This window comes from uncultured Nostoc sp., assembly GCF_964245445.1.
Classification (GTDB): domain Bacteria; phylum Cyanobacteriota; class Cyanobacteriia; order Cyanobacteriales; family Nostocaceae; genus Nostoc.
Window position 1 is genome coordinate 11,782 of record NZ_CAXTNE010000002.1, and the last position, 20,384, is coordinate 32,165.

At 40.5% G+C, this 20,384-nt stretch carries 17 protein-coding genes and 1 other RNA gene; 6 read left to right on the forward strand and 12 right to left on the reverse strand.

The window, feature by feature from the left end:
• Nucleotides 1–438: 438 nt before the first annotated feature.
• From ACFE90_RS00495 to ACFE90_RS00505, 3 genes are all read left to right on the forward strand, one after another.
• Nucleotides 439–942, forward strand: coding sequence for a hypothetical protein (locus tag ACFE90_RS00495; RefSeq protein WP_375496751.1), 504 nt, complete (start codon nt 439–441; stop codon nt 940–942).
• 102 nt (nt 943–1,044) lie between these two features.
• Nucleotides 1,045–1,887: a hypothetical protein gene (locus ACFE90_RS00500; protein WP_375496753.1), complete on the forward strand. Its 843-nt coding sequence runs from the start codon at nt 1,045–1,047 to the stop codon at nt 1,885–1,887.
• Nucleotides 1,874–2,845 carry a hypothetical protein gene (locus tag ACFE90_RS00505; RefSeq protein WP_375496755.1) on the forward strand — a complete coding sequence of 324 codons (972 nt, stop codon included), beginning with the start codon at nt 1,874–1,876 and terminating at the stop codon, nt 2,843–2,845. Before ACFE90_RS00500 ends, ACFE90_RS00505 begins: the two co-directional genes overlap by 14 nt.
• Before the next feature lie 4 nt (nt 2,846–2,849).
• Here ACFE90_RS00505 and ACFE90_RS00510 read toward each other — a convergent pair whose 3' ends face one another.
• From ACFE90_RS00510 to ACFE90_RS00525, 4 genes are all read right to left on the reverse strand, one after another.
• Nucleotides 2,850–4,094 carry an acetate kinase gene (locus ACFE90_RS00510; protein ID WP_375496757.1) on the reverse strand — a complete coding sequence of 415 codons (1,245 nt, stop codon included), beginning with the start codon at nt 4,092–4,094 and terminating at the stop codon, nt 2,850–2,852.
• A 135-nt stretch (nt 4,095–4,229) separates the two neighbouring features.
• The gene (locus tag ACFE90_RS00515) at nt 4,230–4,457 is read right to left on the reverse strand and encodes a type II toxin-antitoxin system HicA family toxin (protein ID WP_375496759.1); all 228 of its coding nucleotides are present in this window, start codon (nt 4,455–4,457) and stop codon (nt 4,230–4,232) included.
• Complete coding sequence (locus ACFE90_RS00520) at nt 4,450–4,659, reverse strand: type II toxin-antitoxin system HicB family antitoxin (RefSeq protein WP_375496761.1); 210 nt, start codon at nt 4,657–4,659, stop codon at nt 4,450–4,452. Before ACFE90_RS00520 ends, ACFE90_RS00515 begins: the two co-directional genes overlap by 8 nt.
• A gap of 328 nt (nt 4,660–4,987) precedes the next feature.
• Nucleotides 4,988–7,618: a DNA polymerase III subunit alpha gene (locus tag ACFE90_RS00525; RefSeq protein WP_375496763.1), complete on the reverse strand. Its 2,631-nt coding sequence runs from the start codon at nt 7,616–7,618 to the stop codon at nt 4,988–4,990.
• Nucleotides 7,619–7,811: 193 nt separating this feature from the next.
• Here ACFE90_RS00525 and ACFE90_RS00530 point away from each other — a divergent pair, with 193 nt between their 5' ends.
• Nucleotides 7,812–9,104, forward strand: coding sequence for a dicarboxylate/amino acid:cation symporter (locus tag ACFE90_RS00530; protein WP_375496765.1), 1,293 nt, complete (start codon nt 7,812–7,814; stop codon nt 9,102–9,104).
• 20 nt (nt 9,105–9,124) lie between these two features.
• Here ACFE90_RS00530 and ACFE90_RS00535 read toward each other — a convergent pair whose 3' ends face one another.
• From ACFE90_RS00535 to ACFE90_RS00545, 3 genes are all read right to left on the reverse strand, one after another.
• Complete coding sequence (locus tag ACFE90_RS00535; RefSeq protein ID WP_375496767.1) at nt 9,125–9,304, reverse strand: hypothetical protein; 180 nt, start codon at nt 9,302–9,304, stop codon at nt 9,125–9,127.
• Nucleotides 9,305–9,716: 412 nt separating this feature from the next.
• Entirely contained in the window at nt 9,717–10,325 is a 609-nt protein-coding gene (locus tag ACFE90_RS00540; RefSeq protein WP_375496769.1) for a DUF1963 domain-containing protein, read from the reverse strand.
• A gap of 271 nt (nt 10,326–10,596) precedes the next feature.
• The gene (locus ACFE90_RS00545; protein ID WP_375496771.1) at nt 10,597–11,670 is read right to left on the reverse strand and encodes a TIGR03032 family protein; all 1,074 of its coding nucleotides are present in this window, start codon (nt 11,668–11,670) and stop codon (nt 10,597–10,599) included.
• A 326-nt stretch (nt 11,671–11,996) separates the two neighbouring features.
• On the opposite strand from ACFE90_RS00545, the gene ACFE90_RS00550 reads away from it, so the two are divergent.
• A complete protein-coding gene (locus tag ACFE90_RS00550) occupies nt 11,997–12,293 on the forward strand; it encodes a hypothetical protein (protein ID WP_375496773.1) in 297 nt (98 codons plus the stop codon).
• A 150-nt stretch (nt 12,294–12,443) separates the two neighbouring features.
• Here the strand turns inward: ACFE90_RS00550 and ACFE90_RS00555 are convergent, their stop codons facing one another.
• On the reverse strand, nt 12,444–14,156 hold the full coding sequence (locus tag ACFE90_RS00555; RefSeq protein WP_375496775.1) for a diflavin flavoprotein: 1,713 nt from the start codon (nt 14,154–14,156) through the stop codon (nt 12,444–12,446).
• 113 nt (nt 14,157–14,269) lie between these two features.
• A complete protein-coding gene (locus tag ACFE90_RS00560; protein ID WP_375496777.1) occupies nt 14,270–16,009 on the reverse strand; it encodes a diflavin flavoprotein in 1,740 nt (579 codons plus the stop codon).
• A gap of 1,170 nt (nt 16,010–17,179) precedes the next feature.
• On the opposite strand from ACFE90_RS00560, the gene ACFE90_RS00565 reads away from it, so the two are divergent.
• Complete coding sequence (locus tag ACFE90_RS00565; RefSeq protein WP_118167290.1) at nt 17,180–17,635, forward strand: helix-turn-helix domain-containing protein; 456 nt, start codon at nt 17,180–17,182, stop codon at nt 17,633–17,635.
• 406 nt (nt 17,636–18,041) lie between these two features.
• Here ACFE90_RS00565 and ssrA read toward each other — a convergent pair.
• The 3 genes from ssrA to ACFE90_RS00580 form a co-directional block, all read right to left on the reverse strand.
• Nucleotides 18,042–18,431, reverse strand: a transfer-messenger RNA (tmRNA) gene (gene ssrA / locus ACFE90_RS00570).
• A 65-nt stretch (nt 18,432–18,496) separates the two neighbouring features.
• Nucleotides 18,497–19,282, reverse strand: coding sequence for a class I SAM-dependent methyltransferase (locus ACFE90_RS00575; RefSeq protein WP_375496779.1), 786 nt, complete (start codon nt 19,280–19,282; stop codon nt 18,497–18,499).
• Nucleotides 19,283–19,385: 103 nt separating this feature from the next.
• The gene (locus ACFE90_RS00580; protein WP_375496781.1) at nt 19,386–20,333 is read right to left on the reverse strand and encodes a F0F1 ATP synthase subunit gamma; all 948 of its coding nucleotides are present in this window, start codon (nt 20,331–20,333) and stop codon (nt 19,386–19,388) included.
• Nucleotides 20,334–20,384 lie beyond the last annotated feature (51 nt).

A 20,384-nucleotide genomic window follows, 5' to 3' on the forward strand; every position in this document is an offset into this window, starting at 1 on the left:
GTCTAAACTTTGCTAGGTCAAATCAAAAATAGGTTGAATAAAATAAATTGATTAAATTTATTGGTATAAAAATATACTAAAATTTTTTACTCGGAGATATACTTTAGGTTTCTTTGTCTAAAAATAATATCTAATTTATACCGATTGAAACGAAACGTCTAAAAGCTAATTTTCAGAACACGCTACTTAGGGCAACGAAGAAACCCTTACCGCAGTGATGGACTCACTGCAACGCAGTGGCTCCAAAATCTAAAATGGTATTATTATTTTTTAAAATAAATTTTTCTTTAGGAAATTATAACTCTATTTAGTAAAAGTTTACTAAATTATTAAGTTGTTTTGACTTTAGTTACTTTTTTTTAGTAAAAACCTTGAAAGTTTTGACATAACCTAAAATTGTATTTTGTTTATATTTAAATCTGATACCTCTAAAATGTCATGGTGAATATTATTAACGAAAACACGGAAAGTAATAGTCAAGCTATCGAAGATGGAGAAAATAATAGTAAACTTAGCAAACCAAGTAGTGAATTTGAAATAAAAGTTAAGAAGCTGAACACTAAAGGAGAAGGATTCAATATTGATGATATTATTGATGCTATAAAAACAGCAATAGTTGAAGTTGTCGAGCTAGAAATTACCACTTGGGTTCCAGACTCCTCTACTCAGTTAGAACAACTACAAGGTAAACAAATTGCTCAACCAGGTAATCGAATGTACACCATAATTAATCTAATTGATGGTGATATAAATAATGAAGTTGGTAGTCAATTTGTTGGGAGTGGCCCATATACAGAACTTCGTGAATTTCATCTAAGTCAAATCAAAGAAAGTCGGGAAATTATGCAAAAAAATATAGAAAGTTTGCAGAAGTTATACGAATTTTTTATAGAAATTATGAAATCTCGTAAAACTTCACAACAATCACCATCCCGTCTATAGTAGTTTTTACTTATTAATAGTTACACTAAAATACCTACAGGATATGAACTTGTCCAAACCTGTAGGTTAATTTAGTTTAGATAAATCAAGGAAATTATTACTATGCCTAACAAACCTATTCAAGAACAAGCCAAAGATTTGCTAGAGAAATTAGTCTCATCTGTACATGGATTAGTCGACGATATTACAGCTTTAGAAATAAATACGATGGTTGTGGAGCAAATTACTGGCGCAAAGTTTAATGCTTGGCAAGCGTATGAAGAGATTTATTCCATAAATGACAAAGACTATTTTGATGTCAAAAAAATTCCAAATCCAGACGATTTGCCAGAACCAGAAAAAACTCAAGCTCAAGAGCTACGTGAACGCTATACAAGTCTATTTTCGCAACTAGAAAGAGAATATTTTTACATTCTCCTTGAACAAAGTAATGATACGAGTGAGACAGACCCCAGGATAACACAGTATCAGCAACGTCTTAAATATAAGGTAGAACATAAAGCAAATATTGTTCCAACTGATGAGGAATACATAAAGTTAGCTCGGCCAATATTGCCTGCTCCAACTCCTGTTGCAGATCAAGAAGATAACAATCAAAAAAATTTGCGCCAAAGGTGGCAAGAGATTGAAGAACTTTTGAATAATGATAAATTTATTCGCACCCTGCGGAAAATGTCTGAACTTAAAGCTGCACTTAATGGTGGTGAGATTACCAGTGTAGATATTGATATTATTTATGCTCAAACTGTTATGCAGTTAGATGGAGATATTATCAGCCGTTACCATAAAAAGGTATTTGAATTACCTGAAGGAGATAGAGATTTAATCCTAAAAATACATAATGAAGGGATAGTTGCTGGAGAAAAACAGTGGCGCGGAACACTGGATTTTCTGATTAATATTATACAAAATATTGCAAAATTATCCCGAAATGAACGCATATAAAACACACACAGATCCTCAAGCTGATGTTCAACTATCTTTCTTTCTGCAAATCCCTGAAGGCACTCCTATTGAACTTGAAATTAAAGTTGAACCAGGACAGTATACTTTTTATTTAAATCAGGCAATTTTAAAACAAATTGAGCAAGCAAGAGAAATAGGCTGCTCTCTGTATATTCCGCCAAAATTACTAGCTTATCTTTGGTACTACAACTGCTTTAACGATAAGATTTGCTTTGGTAATAATACTATGCAATCCAATCAATTAGTAATTAGTAAAAAAAAATTTCAAATTTTTGATAATATTTTTATAGTAAGTTTTATTAAATTATTATGGAGTAAAGCATTACAAAATAAATCAAGATTACAATATGGACTTACTTTTAATTCTTATTATAAAAAAGATGCATCAGCTTTATATTTTTGGCAAGAACAGGATATTGTCTTACAAAGTAATGTCTTATTTTATGGCGACATAATTCACAAAATCAGGAGTGATTTTATCCAAGTTCCTGAGTGCTTAAACATTGTTTATGTCCATTATTGGCTTATTGAACAAATACTAAGCTGTCTTCGGACTAAATTAAATCTATTAGCTTGGGAACTAGCTTCGCTATTTCCTGCTGGTTTTGTAGTTTGCAATTTTTATCCAGCAAATTGGATGCTATTAATATTTGCTTGGTTAGGATTAACTGTATTATTTGCTACTAGCCGCTATGTACTTGTTAATCAACTTCAAAGGGGTACTTCTATCAACTCTAAATTTATAAATAGGTTGATATGGACGCTGATTTGTCTCATCCCTAGTGTTGTTGCTGGTGCTACTAGTAGCTTTAGTAAAGTTAATGCCTTATTATTACCGCTTTTGTCCCTTATGACCCCAAAACTTGCAGAATATATTTTAAGTTTTATCGGGCCGCGAGTTTGGAAATCTATCATACGTAGATTCCTCTCGTTATGAGTATTCATAACTCTTTATTTAATAACTGCCAACATTGCCCGGCGATCGCCCAATCTTCTTGAGTATGAATAACTAATACCCGTACTGCTGAATCGGGTGTGGCAATATCCTCATCAACAGGCTGCTGCTGATTTTTTTCAAGGTCTATTTTCAGTCCCAAAAAACCAAAGGCTTCACAGGCGGCTTGGCGAATTTCCGGGGAATGTTCACCTACGCCTGCTGTGAACACTAAAGCATCTAATCCGCCCAAACTGGTAAGCATTGCACCGATACCAGAACGTAGGCGATGTACGTAGATATCCCACGCCAGTTGAGCGCGAGAATTACCTTGAGCGTAGGCGTAGCCCGTTGTAGACATCGCTTCTCTCACCTCACGCATATCGCTAGATACACCCGAAATTCCCTTTAAGCCAGAAGCTTTATTTAAGATATCATCCAACTTTTCGACGGAGTAATTGCAGTAACGCAACAGATAAATCAGAATCCCTGGATCAACTGAACCAGAACGACTACCCATCATCAATCCTTCTAAGGGTGTGAATCCCATTGTGGTATCGACGCTGCGGCCGTTTTTAATTGCCGTCAAAGAGCAGCCATTGCCCAGATGACAGGTAATTAAGCGCTCAGGGGGAACATCTTGACCGAGAATTTGGGCAGCACGTTGAGAACAGTATTGGTGACTGATACCATGAAACCCGTAGCGACGGATACCTTGCTCTACCCACTCATAAGGCCCGGGATAGATTGCTGCTGCATCGGGTAGAGTGGCATGAAATCCGGTATCAAATACTGCTATCTGGGTGACATCTTTTAAGATTTTTTCAATTGCTTCTATGCCTGATAAAGCGGCTGGATTATGTGCTGGAGCTAGGTTAGATAGACGAGCGATCGCCTTTTTAACATCCTCGGTAATTACCACACTATCTCGATAATCCTCTCCACCATGTACTATCCGATGCCCCACCACATCGATGTCTGATAACTGATCAATTACCTTGGTAGCATCATCACTAAGTGTATTGAGCATATAACTGAGGTGTGCCTGTAGGGAATCACCAGAAATTGATTCTTGCAGCGTTGCACCCGTGCCAGTTTTCACCTCAATTTCTGCCATACCCTGATCTTGAGTCCAGTTAATTTTCCCTTCCCAAATGGGTTGGGCTGCTTGGGTGGGGAGAGCATTATCTGCAATCTCATACAGACAACTCTTTTGGCTGCTCGATCCGGCATTCAGCACCAATATCTTCATATAACAACATAAAAACACGATCTCCTTTGATCGTGTCACTAAGTGTAACCTTATGCTTCTAGCCTATAGGCATAATATGCAGCAAAGGTAGTTTCCAGCGCTAAAATTTGTTGAATCATTTTTCAAAGCGATCGCTCACAGATTTTCCATAAACTCTTCCGGTGTAACTTGCGCTTGCTTAAAAATGCCACTCAATGTCCCTACCTTCAATTCTTGATGTAGGGGTACAACACAGCAAGTTGTCCCTTCCGGTGTTTGCTTCTTCATCACAACATAACTACCGATTTGTCGAATTTGTTCAAAACCCAAACGCTCCAATGCCCGAATTGCCTCTCTACTTGAGATTCGTAGCAACTTAGGCATAGGTGATCTCAATGCTGGTCATATACCTTGGAGATGTTTCAGGTAGAGGAAATTCCTCTAAGTAAAGCTGTGTTGCCTGTTTCAAGCTAGCAATTGCTTGTTCGATTGTCTCTCCCTGATCAACTGTACCAACTTCGGGACACTCAGCTATATACATATCGTCCTCTTTATAGATGAGGACTGCAAAGCTGCGAGTTTTCATCGTACTGTATCCTTAACCCTTTTTATATAGGACTTACGCACAGGTAACGGAAAACAAACCACATAGGACGCAGAGGTCACGGAGAAATGAGAGTTTGAGAGGGTTTTTGCGTAAGTCCTATTATAGTAAGCATAGCATCACCCTTTATCTATAAAGATCGCCGCAATAAACACCCATTAATGGAGCGATCGCGCGACCAAAGTATCTGCTCAGGCAATGGATCTTGTTTGAGGCTTTCAGTAACCATAAAAACAAAAGTATTAGTTTTGCAAATATGATCACTGCTAATTCAAGAGCGTAATCTCATACTACTAAAGTTCTACTTTGGCTAATTCGGCAAACCATCTACCCGCATCAAATCCAATTCTCGTTCAAATATTTCATCAATTGGCAACATTTGACCATCAACAGTCATAAATTTATGGTCTTTTGTTGCCCGAATCAATGAACCATCTTCTAAACAATACTCAAATACCTCTTGTTGTCCGCGATCGTGCCACTGTGCTACAGGTTGGGTGTAAATATTTCCATTATTATCAACGCTGTACACAGTACATTCAATGCGTTTTTTTACAATCTCTCCAATCGGCAACAATCCATATTCTACTGTCAATATTTCCGTGTCATAGCTTAAACAGTATTCAGCAAACTTCAACATTTGCTCAAATAATTCATCCGCAACTTTTTTTTGTACACCATTTTTAGCTGCGCCATCCACGAATTTTTCTCGCTGCTTTTGCATCTCAGAAACTTTCTTTTTACCCATCGCTCGACGCAGCAAGTCAGCTTGTCCTAAAGAATATCCTGCCATATCCTGAGCAATTTTCATGATTTGCTCTTGATAGACCATAATTCCGTATGTTTCGTCTAATATAGGTTCTAAAATGGTGTGTTGATAATCAATCTTTTCTCGACCATGTTTGCGGTTAATAAACTTAGGAATCAGTCCCGCATCTAATGGCCCCGGTCGATAAAGTGCCAAAATTGAAGAAATATCTTCTATATTAGAAGGTTTCAAATCTCGCACAATCTGACGCATCCCAGAAGATTCTAATTGAAATATTCCTTCTAACTCCCCTGCTTCTAATAATTCATAAGTTTTTTGTACATCTTTAGGTAGACTACTATGTTCGCCTTTCGCTAATATCTTCTGAGCTTTTCTTTCCTGGCGGGGAATTTCATCAGGATCAACCCGATATCCTCTCGTTTCTTGAATCAAATCAACGGTCTTTTGAATCAGCGTCAGGTTCCGCAAACCCAGAAAATCCATTTTCAATAAACCCATTGATTCCAAGTCTTCCATGAAATATTGGGTAATTACGGAACCGTCATTATTCTTCTGTAGTGGGACAATTTCATCAAGTGGATCGGCAGAAATTACCACACCTGCTGCATGAACACCAAAAGTTTTGTTAGTTCCTTCAATTCGCATCGCCATATCAAGCCAATGGCGAATATGGGGTTCTTTCTCATATTTTTGTTTAAACTCTGGTTCGGGGGTTTGATCGGAAATCATCACCTTGAGTTTCGTTGGTTTCCCCCGGACTACAGGAATTAATTTCGCCATTTTATCAGCTTCCCCATAAGGAATATTTAATACTCTGGCGACATCTTTCAAAACGGCTTTAGAAGTTAGGCGGTTAAAAGTAATAATTTGGGCAACTCTATCTGCACCATATTTCTCAGTTACATATTCAATAACTTTATCCCGTTGTTCAATACAAAAATCCGTATCAATATCAGGCATGGATTTCCGCTCTGGGTTCAAAAAACGCTCAAATAGTAGCCCATGATGCACAGGGTCTATATTAGTAATTCGCATTGCATAAGCGACTAATGAACCAGCCGCAGAACCGCGACCTGGCCCTACAGGAATGTTATTATCTCTAGCAAATTTGATGTAGTCCCATACAACTAAAAAGTATTTGGAAAAACCCATTTGCTGAATCATTTTCAGTTCGTATTCCAATCTTTCTTTATAGACGGAATCAACTTCTTGGCGAGATTTGCGATTTAAGCGTTCTAAAAGTCCACTCCATGCAACATCTTCAGCATAAGTGTCAGCAGTATGACCAGAGGGAATAGGGGGTGTAGGAATCTGAGGCTCACCCATAATATGGTAAGGCTCGACTTTATCAGCGACTTCTTCAGTGGTAGCTACAGCTTCGATAATCACATCATCCGGCAAATGGTCACGAAATAGCTGCTGCATCTCCTCGCTAGATTTGAGATACTCTGTGCCGCTATAACGCATCCGCTTATCTTCAATAATTAACTTGCCAGTTTGAATACATAGCAAAGCGTCATGGGCTTCAACGTCAAAACAAGAAATAAAATGCGAATCATTGGTAGCAACAATTTTAATCCCTAGTTCCCGCGCAATTTTGACAATTTCAACATTCACAATCCGATCTTCTTGGGAACCGTGATCTTGAATTTCTAGATAATAATCATCACCAAATACATCTTTATACCACTGAGCAACTTTTCGGGCTGCATCTGGCCTACCACTGAGAATCGCTTGGGGAATTTCTCCACCCAAACAAGCGCTGGTGACAATCAAGCCTTCATGATATTGTTTTAGTAAATCTTTATTAATACAAGGACGAGAGAAAATTCCTTTACCTTGAACACCTTTGAGGTGAGAAATTGTGGTTAATTTGACTAAATTTTTGTAACCTTTAGTATTTTTAGCTAAAACGACTTGGTGATATTTGGGACGGCGTTCTTGTTTTTCAATATCGCCGTTAATTACATACATTTCATTGCCGATAATCGGCTTAATATTTTGACTACGACAGATTTTGATCAGTTCAACGGCTCCATACATGACACCATGATCGGTAAGAGCGATCGCTTTCATTCCGAGTGCGATCGCTTGATCCACCAACTCTGGTAGCTGACTTGCTCCATCAAGCAGACTGTAGTCACTATGAATATGTAAAGGGACAAAGGACATAAGCATCTCCAACCACAAGCCAAGATATCTCTAGGGGCCTACCTGATGGTGTACCCTTTTGAGCTAGGTTTTGCAAAGCAACGGAATCTTAGATTAACAGTTTTTACCTAAAATTAAAGCTGTTCTTTTTCCGAAATTATCACTGTCATAAGTGTTGTTTTAATAGTTACAGCAGTTAACCAGTATCTAACTAATGAGTCAAACAGAGAGTACTACTTCGGCTAAAACCAAAGCTAGCCCTTGGTGGCAGCGTATCCCTCTCACATTGCAAATTCTCATCGCCCTAGTAGCCGCAGTCAGCGTTGGAATTGCCCTTGGTGCGGGGAATCCCAATCCAAGCAATGCCACCTTAATCAACAATTTAGCAATTCCGGCCGAGTTGGTGCTAAAGGCTCTCCGCGCCCTAGCTACGCCCCTGATTTTGGTAGCGGTGCTGCACACCTTAATGACTACGAATATCCCTGGTACAGCCGGACGGCGGTTAGCAGTACTACTTTTAACTAACACTACCGTAGCTATTTTAGTCGGGCTTCTCGTAGCAAATGTGCTGCGTCCTGGGACTTGGGGCAATGTAGCCACCTCAACAATTACAGAAATAACTACTCAAAGTCTTGATCCTTGGGGAATACTCAAAGATGCTGTACCGGAAGCTGTTCTGAAGCCATTAGTTGATAATAATGTAATTCAACTAATTGTGATTGCCCTAAGTTTTGGCATCGTTCTGCGGGGATTAAAATCTGAACAAATTGCTCAAAGTAAGAATGGATATCAGCCGATAGAGGATGTTATCGGAATTTTATTTGAAGCAGTAGTCCGCATCCTCAACTGGGTAATTGCCTTAGTGCCGTTCGCAGTCTTTGGGATTGTTGCTAAAACTATTGCTATGCAGGGATTTGCACCGTTTAAATCTTTGGGTGCATTTATTGTGGCGGTGATGTTAGCATTATTATTGCAGGCGTGCTACTACCTCACCAGAGTAAAATTTGGTTCTTGGGTACACCCGCTAAAATTCCTCGCTGGCGGTTCTGATGCTTTTTTGACAGCTTTTTCAACTTCTTCCTCTGCGGCGGCAATGCCCGTAACCTTTGAGGTTTTGCAAACAAAAGTCGGTTTAAGGGAATCTTCTGCTGCCTTGGGGGCATTAGTAGGAGCAAATTTCAATAATGATGGCACTGCCCTCTATGAAGCAATGTCTGCGTTGTATATTTCCCAACTGATTGGGCAACATCTGACTCTAGGACAGCAGTTAATTGTCATTCTTACCTCAATTTTTGCATCTGTAGGTGCGGCAAATATTCCCAATGCTGGACTGGTAACGATGACACTGGTGTTTACTTCTGTAGGCTTACCTACTCAATACATTGCTTTGCTAGTTACTGTAGACTGGTTTCTGGATCGCTGCCGCACCACGATTAATGTTATGGGAGATATGACTGTCAGTGCTTTACTTGATGGCAAAAAGCCTCGTCTACAGAACAAGGCTTAGTTTTACAGCTTTTGAGGTATCTAATGCTGTTGAGGCCCTTTGGCATCACATTCTCTAGCCCAGCAGCGTTCTAGAAGTCGAAGACGCCAGATCAATGCAAACCGTTGGGGATTCAATACTAATTTAGTATCGTGACTAAATAAAGGCTGATTCAAATACTGCCAAAGGGGAAATTGAATTTTGGTGTGTTTTGGAGTCATAAGAACAACAAATATTATAAAAGTTTAGTGGTGATAGTTGGCATTTTGTCTAACTATTGCCTGATGCTGTTTTTCTAGTTAAAGGCTACACTTTGTTGTTGCAGTTGTCCTGGTGGCAATTGCGGAATTTCAGTAAGTGAGTTTATATTGTTTCCGCTTTAATACTGAAATTGCACACACTATTTTTCTGATTCCCCATCCAGTGACAAGGGGAGCATCCTAATTGGGGAAAATATAGCGAAGCTGTCACGAGGGGAAGATGGTCTGGAAAGTATTGCTATGATTCTCATGCAAACTATTCAAAATATTTCATTGAGGGCTTATTTATTAAGCCACAAGGCTGGATAGAATGGGAAATAACGGCGGCAGAGTTTTATATTGATAATTTAAAATAATTTTTTTGATGAGCCATTTAGCAACATTGCCAAAGAAGCTTTGCCCGTTGTTGACATACTAAACACACAAAGCCATATCCAGAACCCGCATCCCCAAACTGGATTTCGGCGCTGTATTCTAACTGAAATACAAACCTCATCCTAGCTCCACAACTACAGATAGGAGTTTCATCCGCTTGAATCCACAATGGTTCACCACCAATTTTGCCGCATACTTGGTTTTGAGATTGGTTTAAAATTTGACAATAAGTGTCAGCCGAATCATCACACTGATCCAGACTTAATAATGTTTCTTCTAACAGAAATTCTTCTTTGTCACAAGGTGCTTCAAGACTTGTCAGGTTAGTTTTAGAAACCAATATCGCTGCATTGCCTCCTAAATCAGCATCCCACTCATCACACAGCCCAGGATTATTAGTACACATAAATATGAGGAGTAACTGTTTGCGTTTACTAACCTTTTTTATTGCCGTTTCTTCTAAGTCAATTTGACCAATGAACTGCATCCACTCACCACATACGCTACAACTTCCCCATTGAGTATTTGAAGGCGCAAGGGGTTTCCCGCCCATCTTTGTCAACTGATGAAGGGAATTTTGATTAGATTCGCGTATTAACAAAGCCATTAGTTTATCAATCTAAAAGTTAGCTTCAAATCTAACATTAACAACTGAGACTAAAGCTATTGATTACAAAATAACTACACCGAGATTTATTCAGCTTGATAGTTTCTTTCCAGGATTTAAGAACTTTTTTTGTGCAGACATTTATCTTACATATTTATTGGGGTGAGAAAGCGGTTGCCGACGACAACCGCTTTCTCACCCTTAAAATGATTATCATTTTAAGTACTGTATATTTTATTCTCTCGAAGTCCCTAAATTAGAAATTTTGATCCTATCCCACCGTCACTACCCGGCGAATTTCGTCGCTGCGAAACCCGATCGCCATTGGACGACGTACCCCCAAAAGTGCTACCACATCGTACAATTCCAGCACTACCCCCTCCATTCGCAAGGAATGGACAATATCGCCGCTTCTTAGATCAATCACTAGTAACCCACAGCGAGGCTCAACGTTTTTTTGTTGCAATTTATCGTCTAGGGGCAAGCCGCTAAAGGTCTTGTTATGCCTGGGTTGCGAAATTCCCACTACTGCAAAGTCGCCATGAAATGCACAACCGCGCAGATATCCCGGACAGAAAGCCACTGGCTCAAACACTCCCCGCTTGAAATCGACAAAGCCAAACTCTCCCGCGCCTGAGTTGAGCAGCCAGAGTTTTTCCTGATGCCATCGAGGGGAGTGGGGCATGGACAGTCCGCGCAATACAATTTCATTGCTTTCTACGTCAATGACACAGCCGCCATTTGCCCGATGCTCCCGCCAGCCTTCTGCTACATCTGACTGGCTGACGGCAGTAACATATTTAAGTTTTCCTTGCTGCATTGCCAACCCATTCAGGTGACATCGATCTTCCGCCGCTAGCTTGCTGATAAAGGTTGGTTGCCACAGAGGAACGAAACTGTGGGTTTCGCTGACTGTTGCTAAACAACTAAATAAGGTATTGACAAATACTAATTTTTGTGGCCTTAAATCTTTTTCTTCTGCTCTGCTCAAAGCGATGTCGTGAATATCCAAATCTCCCGTTACATAACTCATCTGGGGTAGATAAAGAGCATCATAGCCTTGGTGGTTTTGTCCAGGTTGGATGATGTTTTCAAATCGCCACAGTTGATACAGGGAACTCATGTAGAGGCTGTTGCCATTGGCATACAAACCCATGCACCGCTCAAAGCTACGTTCAAATACAGATAATTTGCCGTTTGGTTGCAAGCCGATGAAGAATAATTTCCCCGCTTGATAGGTAGTGAAGGACAAACTCAGGTTTTGCTCATACAGCCAAGGGGTAAACTGGCGAGAAGCATTGATTTCTAGAGATGGTTTGTTAATGTTGCTGTCATTAGGATTCACTTGGTTTTGACTCCTTGATAACTCTGGTGTTCAATCAGTTATAATTTCGCCGCAGGGCAGCATGCTGCTACTCTTGGACGTAAACTAGGCAATACATCAGCAACAGCAGTTCCGTCATCTGCTTTGAGCGATCGCACTCTACACATTTAGTAGCCAGTGGTTCCTCATTTCAGAAATCTACCAGAGTATTCTCGGAGTCTTTTTAAAACAATAGATGGTTTTGTAATATAAAAGTATATCGTGTGTAATCTAAAACTTAAAACTTCCAATATCTGTCTAAAGATAGATAGCTTAGTACAGCTTTGCCTAAAATCGTAGCGTTTTTAATGCAAGGGGACGCATTGGCATTGTTAGCCGATGCATTGGCATTGTTAGCCGATGCATTGGCATTGTCAGTCGATGCATTAGCATTGTCAGCCGATGCATTGGCATTGTTAGTCGATGCATTGGCATTGTCAGTTGATGCATTGGCATTGTCAGTTGATGCATTGGCATTGTCAGTTGATGCATTGGCATTGTCAGTCGATGCATTGGTATTGTCAGTCGATGCATTAGCATTGCAGGGTATTGCCAAATTTAATTCGCTACGAATTAATAAAATGCTGTACTTAGTCAATAACTAAAATTCTCTTCGGCGGACTCTGCATCTTGACAAAAAAATGAGATGGACATCTTGTCCATCCCACAATAAAAAAGAGAATTTTTGTCATAAAACGCTTTGCCTTGCCTATATTTAAGCTAAAGCGCTTCCCCTAAGTTAAATGTCTCACTATTTAATAATGAGTGCCGGTTTTACGATGGTTAATGGCAGTCACAGCATCAGGCTTGAGTAATTTACCTTCATCCACAGTTGCATACACAACCCAATGGTCGCCACATTCCAGACGTTGGTTGACTGAGCATTCTAAATATGCTAAGGCGTCGGTGAGGACAGTACAACCGTTATCTGCAACTGCTGTACTAAAGTTAGCAAATCGGTCTTCCCCAGGTGCGAAAGATTTACGGAAATGCTTCATGTAATCTTGATGATTGCCTTCAGGTAGAATATTTAAGGCAAACTTACCGCCTGGATACATCAAAGATTCGATCGCTCGGTCTTTGGCGATCGCAACAGTTAGTCCAGGTGGGTTAAAGGTGGCTTGAGAAACCCAAGCGCCTAACATTGCGGTAGACACTTCTCCAAGTTTCGCTGTCACCACGCAGACGGAACCAACGATCCGACCAACAGCCTGTTCCACTGGAGTAGCGGCTTGTTGTGGTACGCGTACCTTTTTAGCTTTTTTCAGTGCTTGGGCAAAGTCTGTACCTAGTTCTTCACAAAACTTGAGAGTGACATCATCAGGTTTAAACTTCACCTTCAGGGTGTCAAAACCAAAGCGATATCCAGCATCCCGAAGTTTACCTTCAATTAAGTCAAAGGCTTCGCCACTCCAGCCATAAGAACCAAAAACCCCAGCGAGTTTACTGTTGTCACCGCTTGATAGCACAATCCCTAAAGCAGTATGAATGGGAGTTGGCGCATGACCACCGATGGTAGGAGAACCAATGATAAAACCCTCTGACTGTGCTAGGTTGATGCGAACTTCATCAGGGGTGGCAAATTCGCAGTTAATCGATTTAACTGCGACTCCACCTTTAGTTAGTCCCAGAGCGATCGCTTGTGCTAAAGTCGCCGTATTCCCGTAAGCTGAAGCATAAAGTAAGGCAACAGAAATCTCGCGATCGTTGTGAGAACGGCTCCACTCTCCATAAGCTTTGGTAAGTTCGATTAAGCTGGTGCGTACCAAGGGCCCGTGACCCACAGCATACATTCTCACCTGCAAATCTGATATTTTCTCCAAAGCTGCTTGCACATGAGGAATTTGGGGAGCCATCAGACAGTTAAAATAATAACGCTGGTCTTCTTTAAGCGCTTCCCAATTATCATCAAACACTTCATCACCACAGAGATGAGTTGCAAATAACTTATCTGTATAGAGAATTTGGGTTTGCTGATCGTAAGTACAAAGTCCTTCCGGCCAACGTGGACTGGGAGTGGGTAAGAATTTTAAAACATGACCCTTGCCTAAATCCAGAGTTTCTTTCCCCCGCATCACCAAGACTTTCAAATCACAATCTAAGAAAGCAGCACGCAAATTGTTCGCACCGGGAAGAGAACAGACAAAAGTTACCTGTGGTGCCAGTTCTAAAATTGCTTTGAGGGTTGCAACTCGATTGGGACTAAAATGACCCAGGATTATATAATCCAAACTTTGCAAATCTAAAGTCTGCCGCAATGTCTCTAAATAAATTTCGGTAAAGCTTTCTGGCGGTGGATCAATAAGTGCGGTTTTATCAGCTTCAATTAAATAGCAATTGGAGGTAGTACCTCTTTCAAGTGCATATTCAATTTCAAACCGCAGACGTGACCAACTACGTGCTCTAATAGCTTTAGTATTTGTAGCAATTGGTAAAACTTGTACGTCGCGTGGCTTGGAATTGGTCATAGCTGTTAAAAGTTGGGGAACAGAGACTAGAGACTAGGAACTGGGGACTGGGGACTGGGGACTGGGGAAGAGTTTTCCTAATACCCAATCCCTAATCCCCAATCCCCAATCCCTTAGTAGTAATTACCTACTTTGCGATGGCGAACGGCTGTCAATCCATCGTTTTTGGAGACACGACCTTCTTGGACGGTGCAATATAAAATCCAATGGTCGCTGCATTCCATGCTGCTCTGTATTTCACATTCCATGTATGCCAGAGCATCAGTTAGAATTGGAGAACCGTTTTTCGCGGTTTGAGTTTTTACCCCAGCAAAGCGATCAGCACCAGGATGCAAGCGCTTGAGGAAGTGCTTTTTGAGTTCTTGATAATTGCCTTCTTCCAAAACGTTGAGGACGAAGCGATCGCCTATTTGCATTAAGGAATCAATGGCGCGGTCTTTCGCAACGGCAATTGTCAATCCCAAAGGTTGCAAACTTGCTTGCGTTACCCAGGATGCCAGCATTGCACTTGAGGCATTATCTTTTTTAGTAGTGACTATATATAGTCCACTGCTAATGCGGCCCAGCGCCTTTTCCATGTTGACATCAAGGGACTTGATTTGCTTGATGTTGCGATCGCGCACCAGCAATTGTCCCAAGTCTTTACCCGCTTCTTCACACAACTGGAATGTTGATGCGGTGGGAACCTCTTTAATCCGAATGGCTGGGAAGGCTTCTTTGATGCCAGAGTTGAGAAATTGTCTGCGGAGTGTATCAATGGGTTCATCATCCCCACCGTAACATTCAAACAGCCCAATAAATTGTTTGTTCTTGGCGACAGCGAGTACCGAACTGATACTAGCTTGAGCGGCGGCAGAAGTAGTCGGAGGCATACCAATAATAATGCCAGCTGCTCTGCCGGCTAGTTCTTGAATTTCTTGGCTCTCAGCAGTACTCAGATCCAGTACTTCTACCCCAATCCCAGTTTTCAGTATACCTTCGGCAATTGCATGACCAAGGCGTTCGCCATACCCATAATCTGAGACAAAAAACAAGCCAACTGTTGTTTCTGCTTTAGCTTGCTTTTGGCTCCAATTTTCGTAGCACCCGGTTAGAACATCTAAATGGTGGTATAATAACGGGCCGTGACCGTTGGCGATAATATTAATCTTCCCAAGATCACCCATCCGGTTCATCGCATTCAGCAGCGAACGAGCGTTAGGGCCCATCAAGCAGTCGTAGTAAAATCTAAAGTCAGCTTCAATCGCTTCTAAATCTTCGTCGAAGGTGCGATCGTCACAAAAATGCATCCCAAAAGCATCACAGGTGTAGAGAATTTGGGTTTTGCGGTCAAAGCTAAAGATTGTATCCGGCCAGTGCAGGTTAGGCGCACTCACGAATTCCATTTCGTGTCCTTTGCCAATATCTATGCGATCGCCAGTTTTGACAACTCGCTTAGAAAATGGATCGTGTACTAAGCCTTCCAAAAACTGAAGCGCAACTTTTGATGCTAAAACGGTAGCTCTAGGAGCTAATTGAAGAACATCTTCCACCAAGCCGCTATGGTCTGGCTCTGTGTGGCTGACAATTATGTAATCAATTGTTTTGGGGTTGACAAGACCTTTTAGAGTCTCTAAATACAGATCGCGAAACTTCTGGTGAGAAGTATCAATCAAAACTGTTTGTTCACCCCTAATTAGATATGAATTGTAGGTTGTGCCGTTTTGTAGTCCGAATTCGATATCGAAGCGATCGCGGTCCCAATCAAGAGAGCGAATCGCCGTTGTGTTAGGAGCAATTTCTACAGTTTGTATAGTTAACCGATGTTGAACGTTCTCTGCGTGGGCGTAGCCGGTCGTAGACATCGCTACCATTATTCGTCTCCAAGCGCAAATTAACAGGTTTTTCTTCTGCCTCCATTGTCCCTATTATTTTTTGTTTAAGTTGTAATAAATATCAGTTTTTTTAAATTTTAACTTGTATCAATGATTGCTGTTTTTTAGCAAAAATTATAACTCAAAATTTTTAATAATTATTATTTTATTCTTCAGATTTTACTGAGTATTTGATTTTGCTATTTATTTGATTTTATCCTAATTCAAAAAAATTCGGTTTTATTATATAAAAAATAACAAGAATATGCCCATAACTTTTATTGTAACCTTTTTTTTGAGATGACGTATGAATACTAAGGAAATAACAGTGTTCAAAAGTATATTTTTTAATTGTGGTATAAAATATTTATATGTTGCAAAATCGAGGTATTAAGAGAATAGATTTAGATGTTGATCATCAAAAGTTACTTTTTTTAAGATCCTCTATTATTAAGTAGGAAAAGTAAGAAAGGTAGGAAAGGTAGGAAAGGTAGGAAAGGTAGGAAAAGTCAGATAAACTTCTGTTTTCATCCCGCATCGAACAATCTGTCAGCACTGTTTTTTATAATGGATATCGCATAGATTTTTGTCTCAACTAAAATATCTTCATGGAAAATATAAACTTTATGTAAAGAGGAGAAAACAAATATTTTTATGGAGATAAGGAAAACAAATATCCAGATACGAGTAGGAGAAAAAGGAACTAGGCTTGTATACCTTTTCCTGGGCATTCTAAATGCAAACTAGCGTAAAAATCATTTTTAAAGTTTCGATAAATCTCTGTAACCATACGAATGATCTAATAAATTTAATGATAAAGTCCTTTATCATGGACTTTAAACATTAATCAGGACAACACCAATAAATTCTTATTGTTATAGCTGAAAGCTACAGCTTTTGGCTATCTAATAAATTTACCTATACAGGTTAATGGTGTCATTTATGATGTACCTAACTTTTTATAAAAATCCATTCTCGATGATAAATTGCAAACTTTGATAGTGTTCTCAAGCCAATACTTCTCACGTAGCAGGCTTTTAAACGCCGACATCCTTAATGCTTGTAGTTCAGCTTTTTCAGCGTGCTATTAAATACGTAAGTAATTAAGTGTACAGGCGTGAATAGACATCAAAAAATCGCAAAAATTGACTGTGTAAAAGGTTATTGTTTATGGGATGCCGATTAAAAGTCTTTCTAACTGACGAACAAAAGCTGACTTTAGAAGAGTTAAGAAAAGCTAAAGATGTTCCTCAACGTACTAAGGATCGCGCTCAAGTTTTACTGCTGAATACTCGCGGCTTAAAAAATGAGCAAATTGCTAAAGGCTTGAACTGGGCGATTTCAACAGTACGTCAAACCCTTCATCGCTGGGAAAAGATGGGTTTAGCAGGTTTGTGGGATGCTCCAGGCCGAGGAGGAAAACCTCGATATTCGGAATCAGACTTGGCTTATCTAGAAAATTGTTTAGCTCAAGAGTCACAGACTTATAACTCTAAACAATTAGCAAATAAACTGGCATCTGAGCGCCAAGTCAACTTGAGCGCAGATAGATTACGACGGGTACTTAAAAAAAGAGGAAGGAGGTTTGGAAGCGCACGCAAACAACCCCAAGAACAAAATAATTAAAGTGAGTTCGACAATCCTCTCCCTGTCTAAGTTTCATTCAAGTCTGTCCCTCTCGCCCATCAAAGAGGGACATTTTGCGTAATAAACGTAATAAACAGGAGTCAGAATACAGAATTCAGAATTGGTGAATACTCTACCCATAAAGGGATAGATTAAGTAAGGCGAAAATTTTCAATCCTAGTTTCGCCCACCCAACGGCTTGCTCAGGGCATCGCTAGGGGCAAAAGCGCGTAGCGGGACGAAGTACAGTTTTAAACCAATATTCAGACGCTCTCTAAAAGACGCTGGGCGAAGGCGGAACCCAGCCGTACAAAATTCATACTGAATTCTGATTCCTGAGTTCTGTCTTCTTATAAACAAAATCCACCTAAACATTAAACTGTTTGGTGGACTAGTTAGTTATTTCTAGTGGATCCGAGCAGAGTCGAACTGCTGTCCAAATTGGGTATTGACCCCCCGCTCATTCACAGGTTTAGCCTTTCTGACCCTCAAGGCGGGAATCGTTCATTATCCCGAACGTAGGATGCTCTGATTTAATCTTAGCTAGCAAGCCAACCAGAGAACGCTTACTAGAGCATCCGTTGGGGTTTGGTCTTCAGTCCTTAACGGAGTCAAACTAAAGACGCTCGAACCTATAAGAGGTGTTTAGGCAGCTACTAGAGCTTCCCGACGAGCAAATTTAACGATGTTATTCGCATTTACTTTTTTTTCGAGCCTTTGATTTCCGAGAGGAGACTCACTCTCGACCTGAATCACAGAGCAGCGTTCGCCAACCTGTCGAAACCGTGACGGACCCATGCGCTTCATAATTCAATTATAATACGCAATTTTAGAAATGTGTTGCTGACAATAATTTTTGGTTTATGCCAGTACTGCTGAGAAACACAGGGTATCTTTATATGAAGTTGGCTCTATACCATCAGTATAGTTGGCACACAGGATAATGTCTTTGTAGCCGTTTTCTTGCAAACACATAATAAACTCGTCACGTCCAAACCAATGTAGAGGAACATTTTGTAATTCTGTGGCAACAAGTTTGCCCTCTTTCCACTTCTCGTAGCGAATCACAGTCGTATTCAGTTGATTTAGCCAGTCTATCCAAGATGTGGATTGTAAAAGGATTGTTGATCCATCAGGGCAGTTGATTGGCGTAGGCTTTGCCCGCCGTAGGCATCGCTGCTTAACAATATTCTCTGTTTTCAAATCTTCAATAGGCAACTCTAAATCAATAAAGATTCGCCCTTGTGGTTCCAGATGTCGAGCAAAAGCTTGCAATGCAGCCACAGCCGCAGTTCGCTTTTCTAGCAACATAAACGAGCCAAAGGAAACTGCAATCGCACTATATTTACCAGGAATATCAAGATTTTCTACACAACCTTGATGCAAAACAGGATTTAAATTCCTGTCAGTACAGTGCTTTCGACAAGCAGCAAGCATATCTGGTGAAGTATCAATACCCTCAACATTGATACCAGCTTCTAGCAGTGGAATGAGTAATCGTCCCGTTCCCACCATCGCCTCCAAAATTCTGCCACCAATTGATGAAAGATGTTTGATATAGTATGGAATATCTGGGTAATCTTGACCAATGGGCTTAGTTATTTCATAAACCTCAGTACATAAGGGCCCGTATGCCGTTAATGTCATCTATAAAAGTCTCAAATACTAAAAATAGCCAATTGCTAATCTTAAAATAATTAGCAATTAGCTATATATTACAAGGCACTACAAATAAATAATTAGCTATACCCTAAGTTAGTGCTTCAGCACCACCAACAACTTCTAGGAGTTCCTGGGTAATTGCAGCTTGTCGGGCTTTGTTGTAAGACAGCGTGAGGGTGTTAATCAATTCACCAGCATTTTCACTAGCATTACTCATGGCTGTCATCCGGGCTGCTAGTTCACTAGCCGCCGATTCTTGAAGCGCTCGCAATAGCTGGTTACTCAGATACAGGGGCAACAAAGAATCAAGAATCTGCACTGGATCTTGCTCGAAAATCATGTCAGGAGCTAATGCGCGGACTTGGCTAGTCACTTTCTCCCGTTCGACTTCAAATTTACCGCCACGGGTTGTCAAGCGGAAGATTTCATCATCGGCTGCTTCTAGACCTTGCGGATCGAGGGGCAGTAAGGTTTGCACTACAGGACGGGAGCTAACCAAGGAAAGGAATCTGGTGTAGACTAATTCGATGCGGTCTACTTCTTCCGAAAGGAACAAGGAAAGTAGTTGATCGGCAATCTGATTAGCTTCTGCTGCGGTGGGAATTTGCTCTAAGCCGCTATAGGTTGCATCAATTGGCTGATCGCGGCGTTGAAAGTACTGTGTAGATTTGCGCCCGACTAACACAAATTGATAGTTTAAACCTTCTGCCTTGATTTCTTTGGCGCGGTTTTCTGCACGACGGATAACGTTATTATTGTAGCCGCCGCATAGACCCCGATCGCCTGAAATTACCAATAGCCCGACTGACTTAACTTCTCTTTTTCTCAGCAGTGGCAGGTTTGCTTCTTCAAAGCGCAGACGGCTTTGCAAACCATACAATACTTGTGCCAAGCGATCAGCAAAGGGGCGAGTCGCTAGCACTTGCTCTTGCGCCCGGCGTACTCTAGCCGCAGCTACGAGGCGCATGGCTTCTGTGATTTTTTTGGTGTTTTTGACCGACTGAATGCGATCGCGTATTGCTTTTAGATTGGCCATAACTGTAAGTTCTGAGTCCTGAATTCTGAGTCCTGAGTGGCAGAAAATGCT

What these genes read in the sequence shown, in the direction of transcription:
- ACFE90_RS00495 (WP_375496751.1), top strand. Translation starts at nt 439, where the DNA reads ATGGTGAATATTATTAACGAAAACACGGAAAGTAATAGTCAAGCTATC.
- ACFE90_RS00500 (WP_375496753.1), top strand. Translation starts at nt 1,045, where the DNA reads ATGCCTAACAAACCTATTCAAGAACAAGCCAAAGATTTGCTAGAGAAA.
- ACFE90_RS00505 (WP_375496755.1), top strand. Translation starts at nt 1,874, where the DNA reads ATGAACGCATATAAAACACACACAGATCCTCAAGCTGATGTTCAACTA.
- ACFE90_RS00510 (WP_375496757.1), bottom strand. Translation starts at nt 4,094, where the DNA reads ATGAAGATATTGGTGCTGAATGCCGGATCGAGCAGCCAAAAGAGTTGT.
- ACFE90_RS00515 (WP_375496759.1), bottom strand. Translation starts at nt 4,457, where the DNA reads ATGCCTAAGTTGCTACGAATCTCAAGTAGAGAGGCAATTCGGGCATTG.
- ACFE90_RS00520 (WP_375496761.1), bottom strand. Translation starts at nt 4,659, where the DNA reads ATGAAAACTCGCAGCTTTGCAGTCCTCATCTATAAAGAGGACGATATG.
- ACFE90_RS00525 (WP_375496763.1), bottom strand. Translation starts at nt 7,618, where the DNA reads ATGTCCTTTGTCCCTTTACATATTCATAGTGACTACAGTCTGCTTGAT.
- ACFE90_RS00530 (WP_375496765.1), top strand. Translation starts at nt 7,812, where the DNA reads ATGAGTCAAACAGAGAGTACTACTTCGGCTAAAACCAAAGCTAGCCCT.
- ACFE90_RS00535 (WP_375496767.1), bottom strand. Translation starts at nt 9,304, where the DNA reads ATGACTCCAAAACACACCAAAATTCAATTTCCCCTTTGGCAGTATTTG.
- ACFE90_RS00540 (WP_375496769.1), bottom strand. Translation starts at nt 10,325, where the DNA reads ATGGCTTTGTTAATACGCGAATCTAATCAAAATTCCCTTCATCAGTTG.
- ACFE90_RS00550 (WP_375496773.1), top strand. Translation starts at nt 11,997, where the DNA reads ATGCAAGGGGACGCATTGGCATTGTTAGCCGATGCATTGGCATTGTTA.
- ACFE90_RS00555 (WP_375496775.1), bottom strand. Translation starts at nt 14,156, where the DNA reads ATGACCAATTCCAAGCCACGCGACGTACAAGTTTTACCAATTGCTACA.
- ACFE90_RS00560 (WP_375496777.1), bottom strand. Translation starts at nt 16,009, where the DNA reads ATGGTAGCGATGTCTACGACCGGCTACGCCCACGCAGAGAACGTTCAA.
- ACFE90_RS00565 (WP_118167290.1), top strand. Translation starts at nt 17,180, where the DNA reads ATGGGATGCCGATTAAAAGTCTTTCTAACTGACGAACAAAAGCTGACT.
- ACFE90_RS00575 (WP_375496779.1), bottom strand. Translation starts at nt 19,282, where the DNA reads ATGACATTAACGGCATACGGGCCCTTATGTACTGAGGTTTATGAAATA.
- ACFE90_RS00580 (WP_375496781.1), bottom strand. Translation starts at nt 20,333, where the DNA reads ATGGCCAATCTAAAAGCAATACGCGATCGCATTCAGTCGGTCAAAAAC.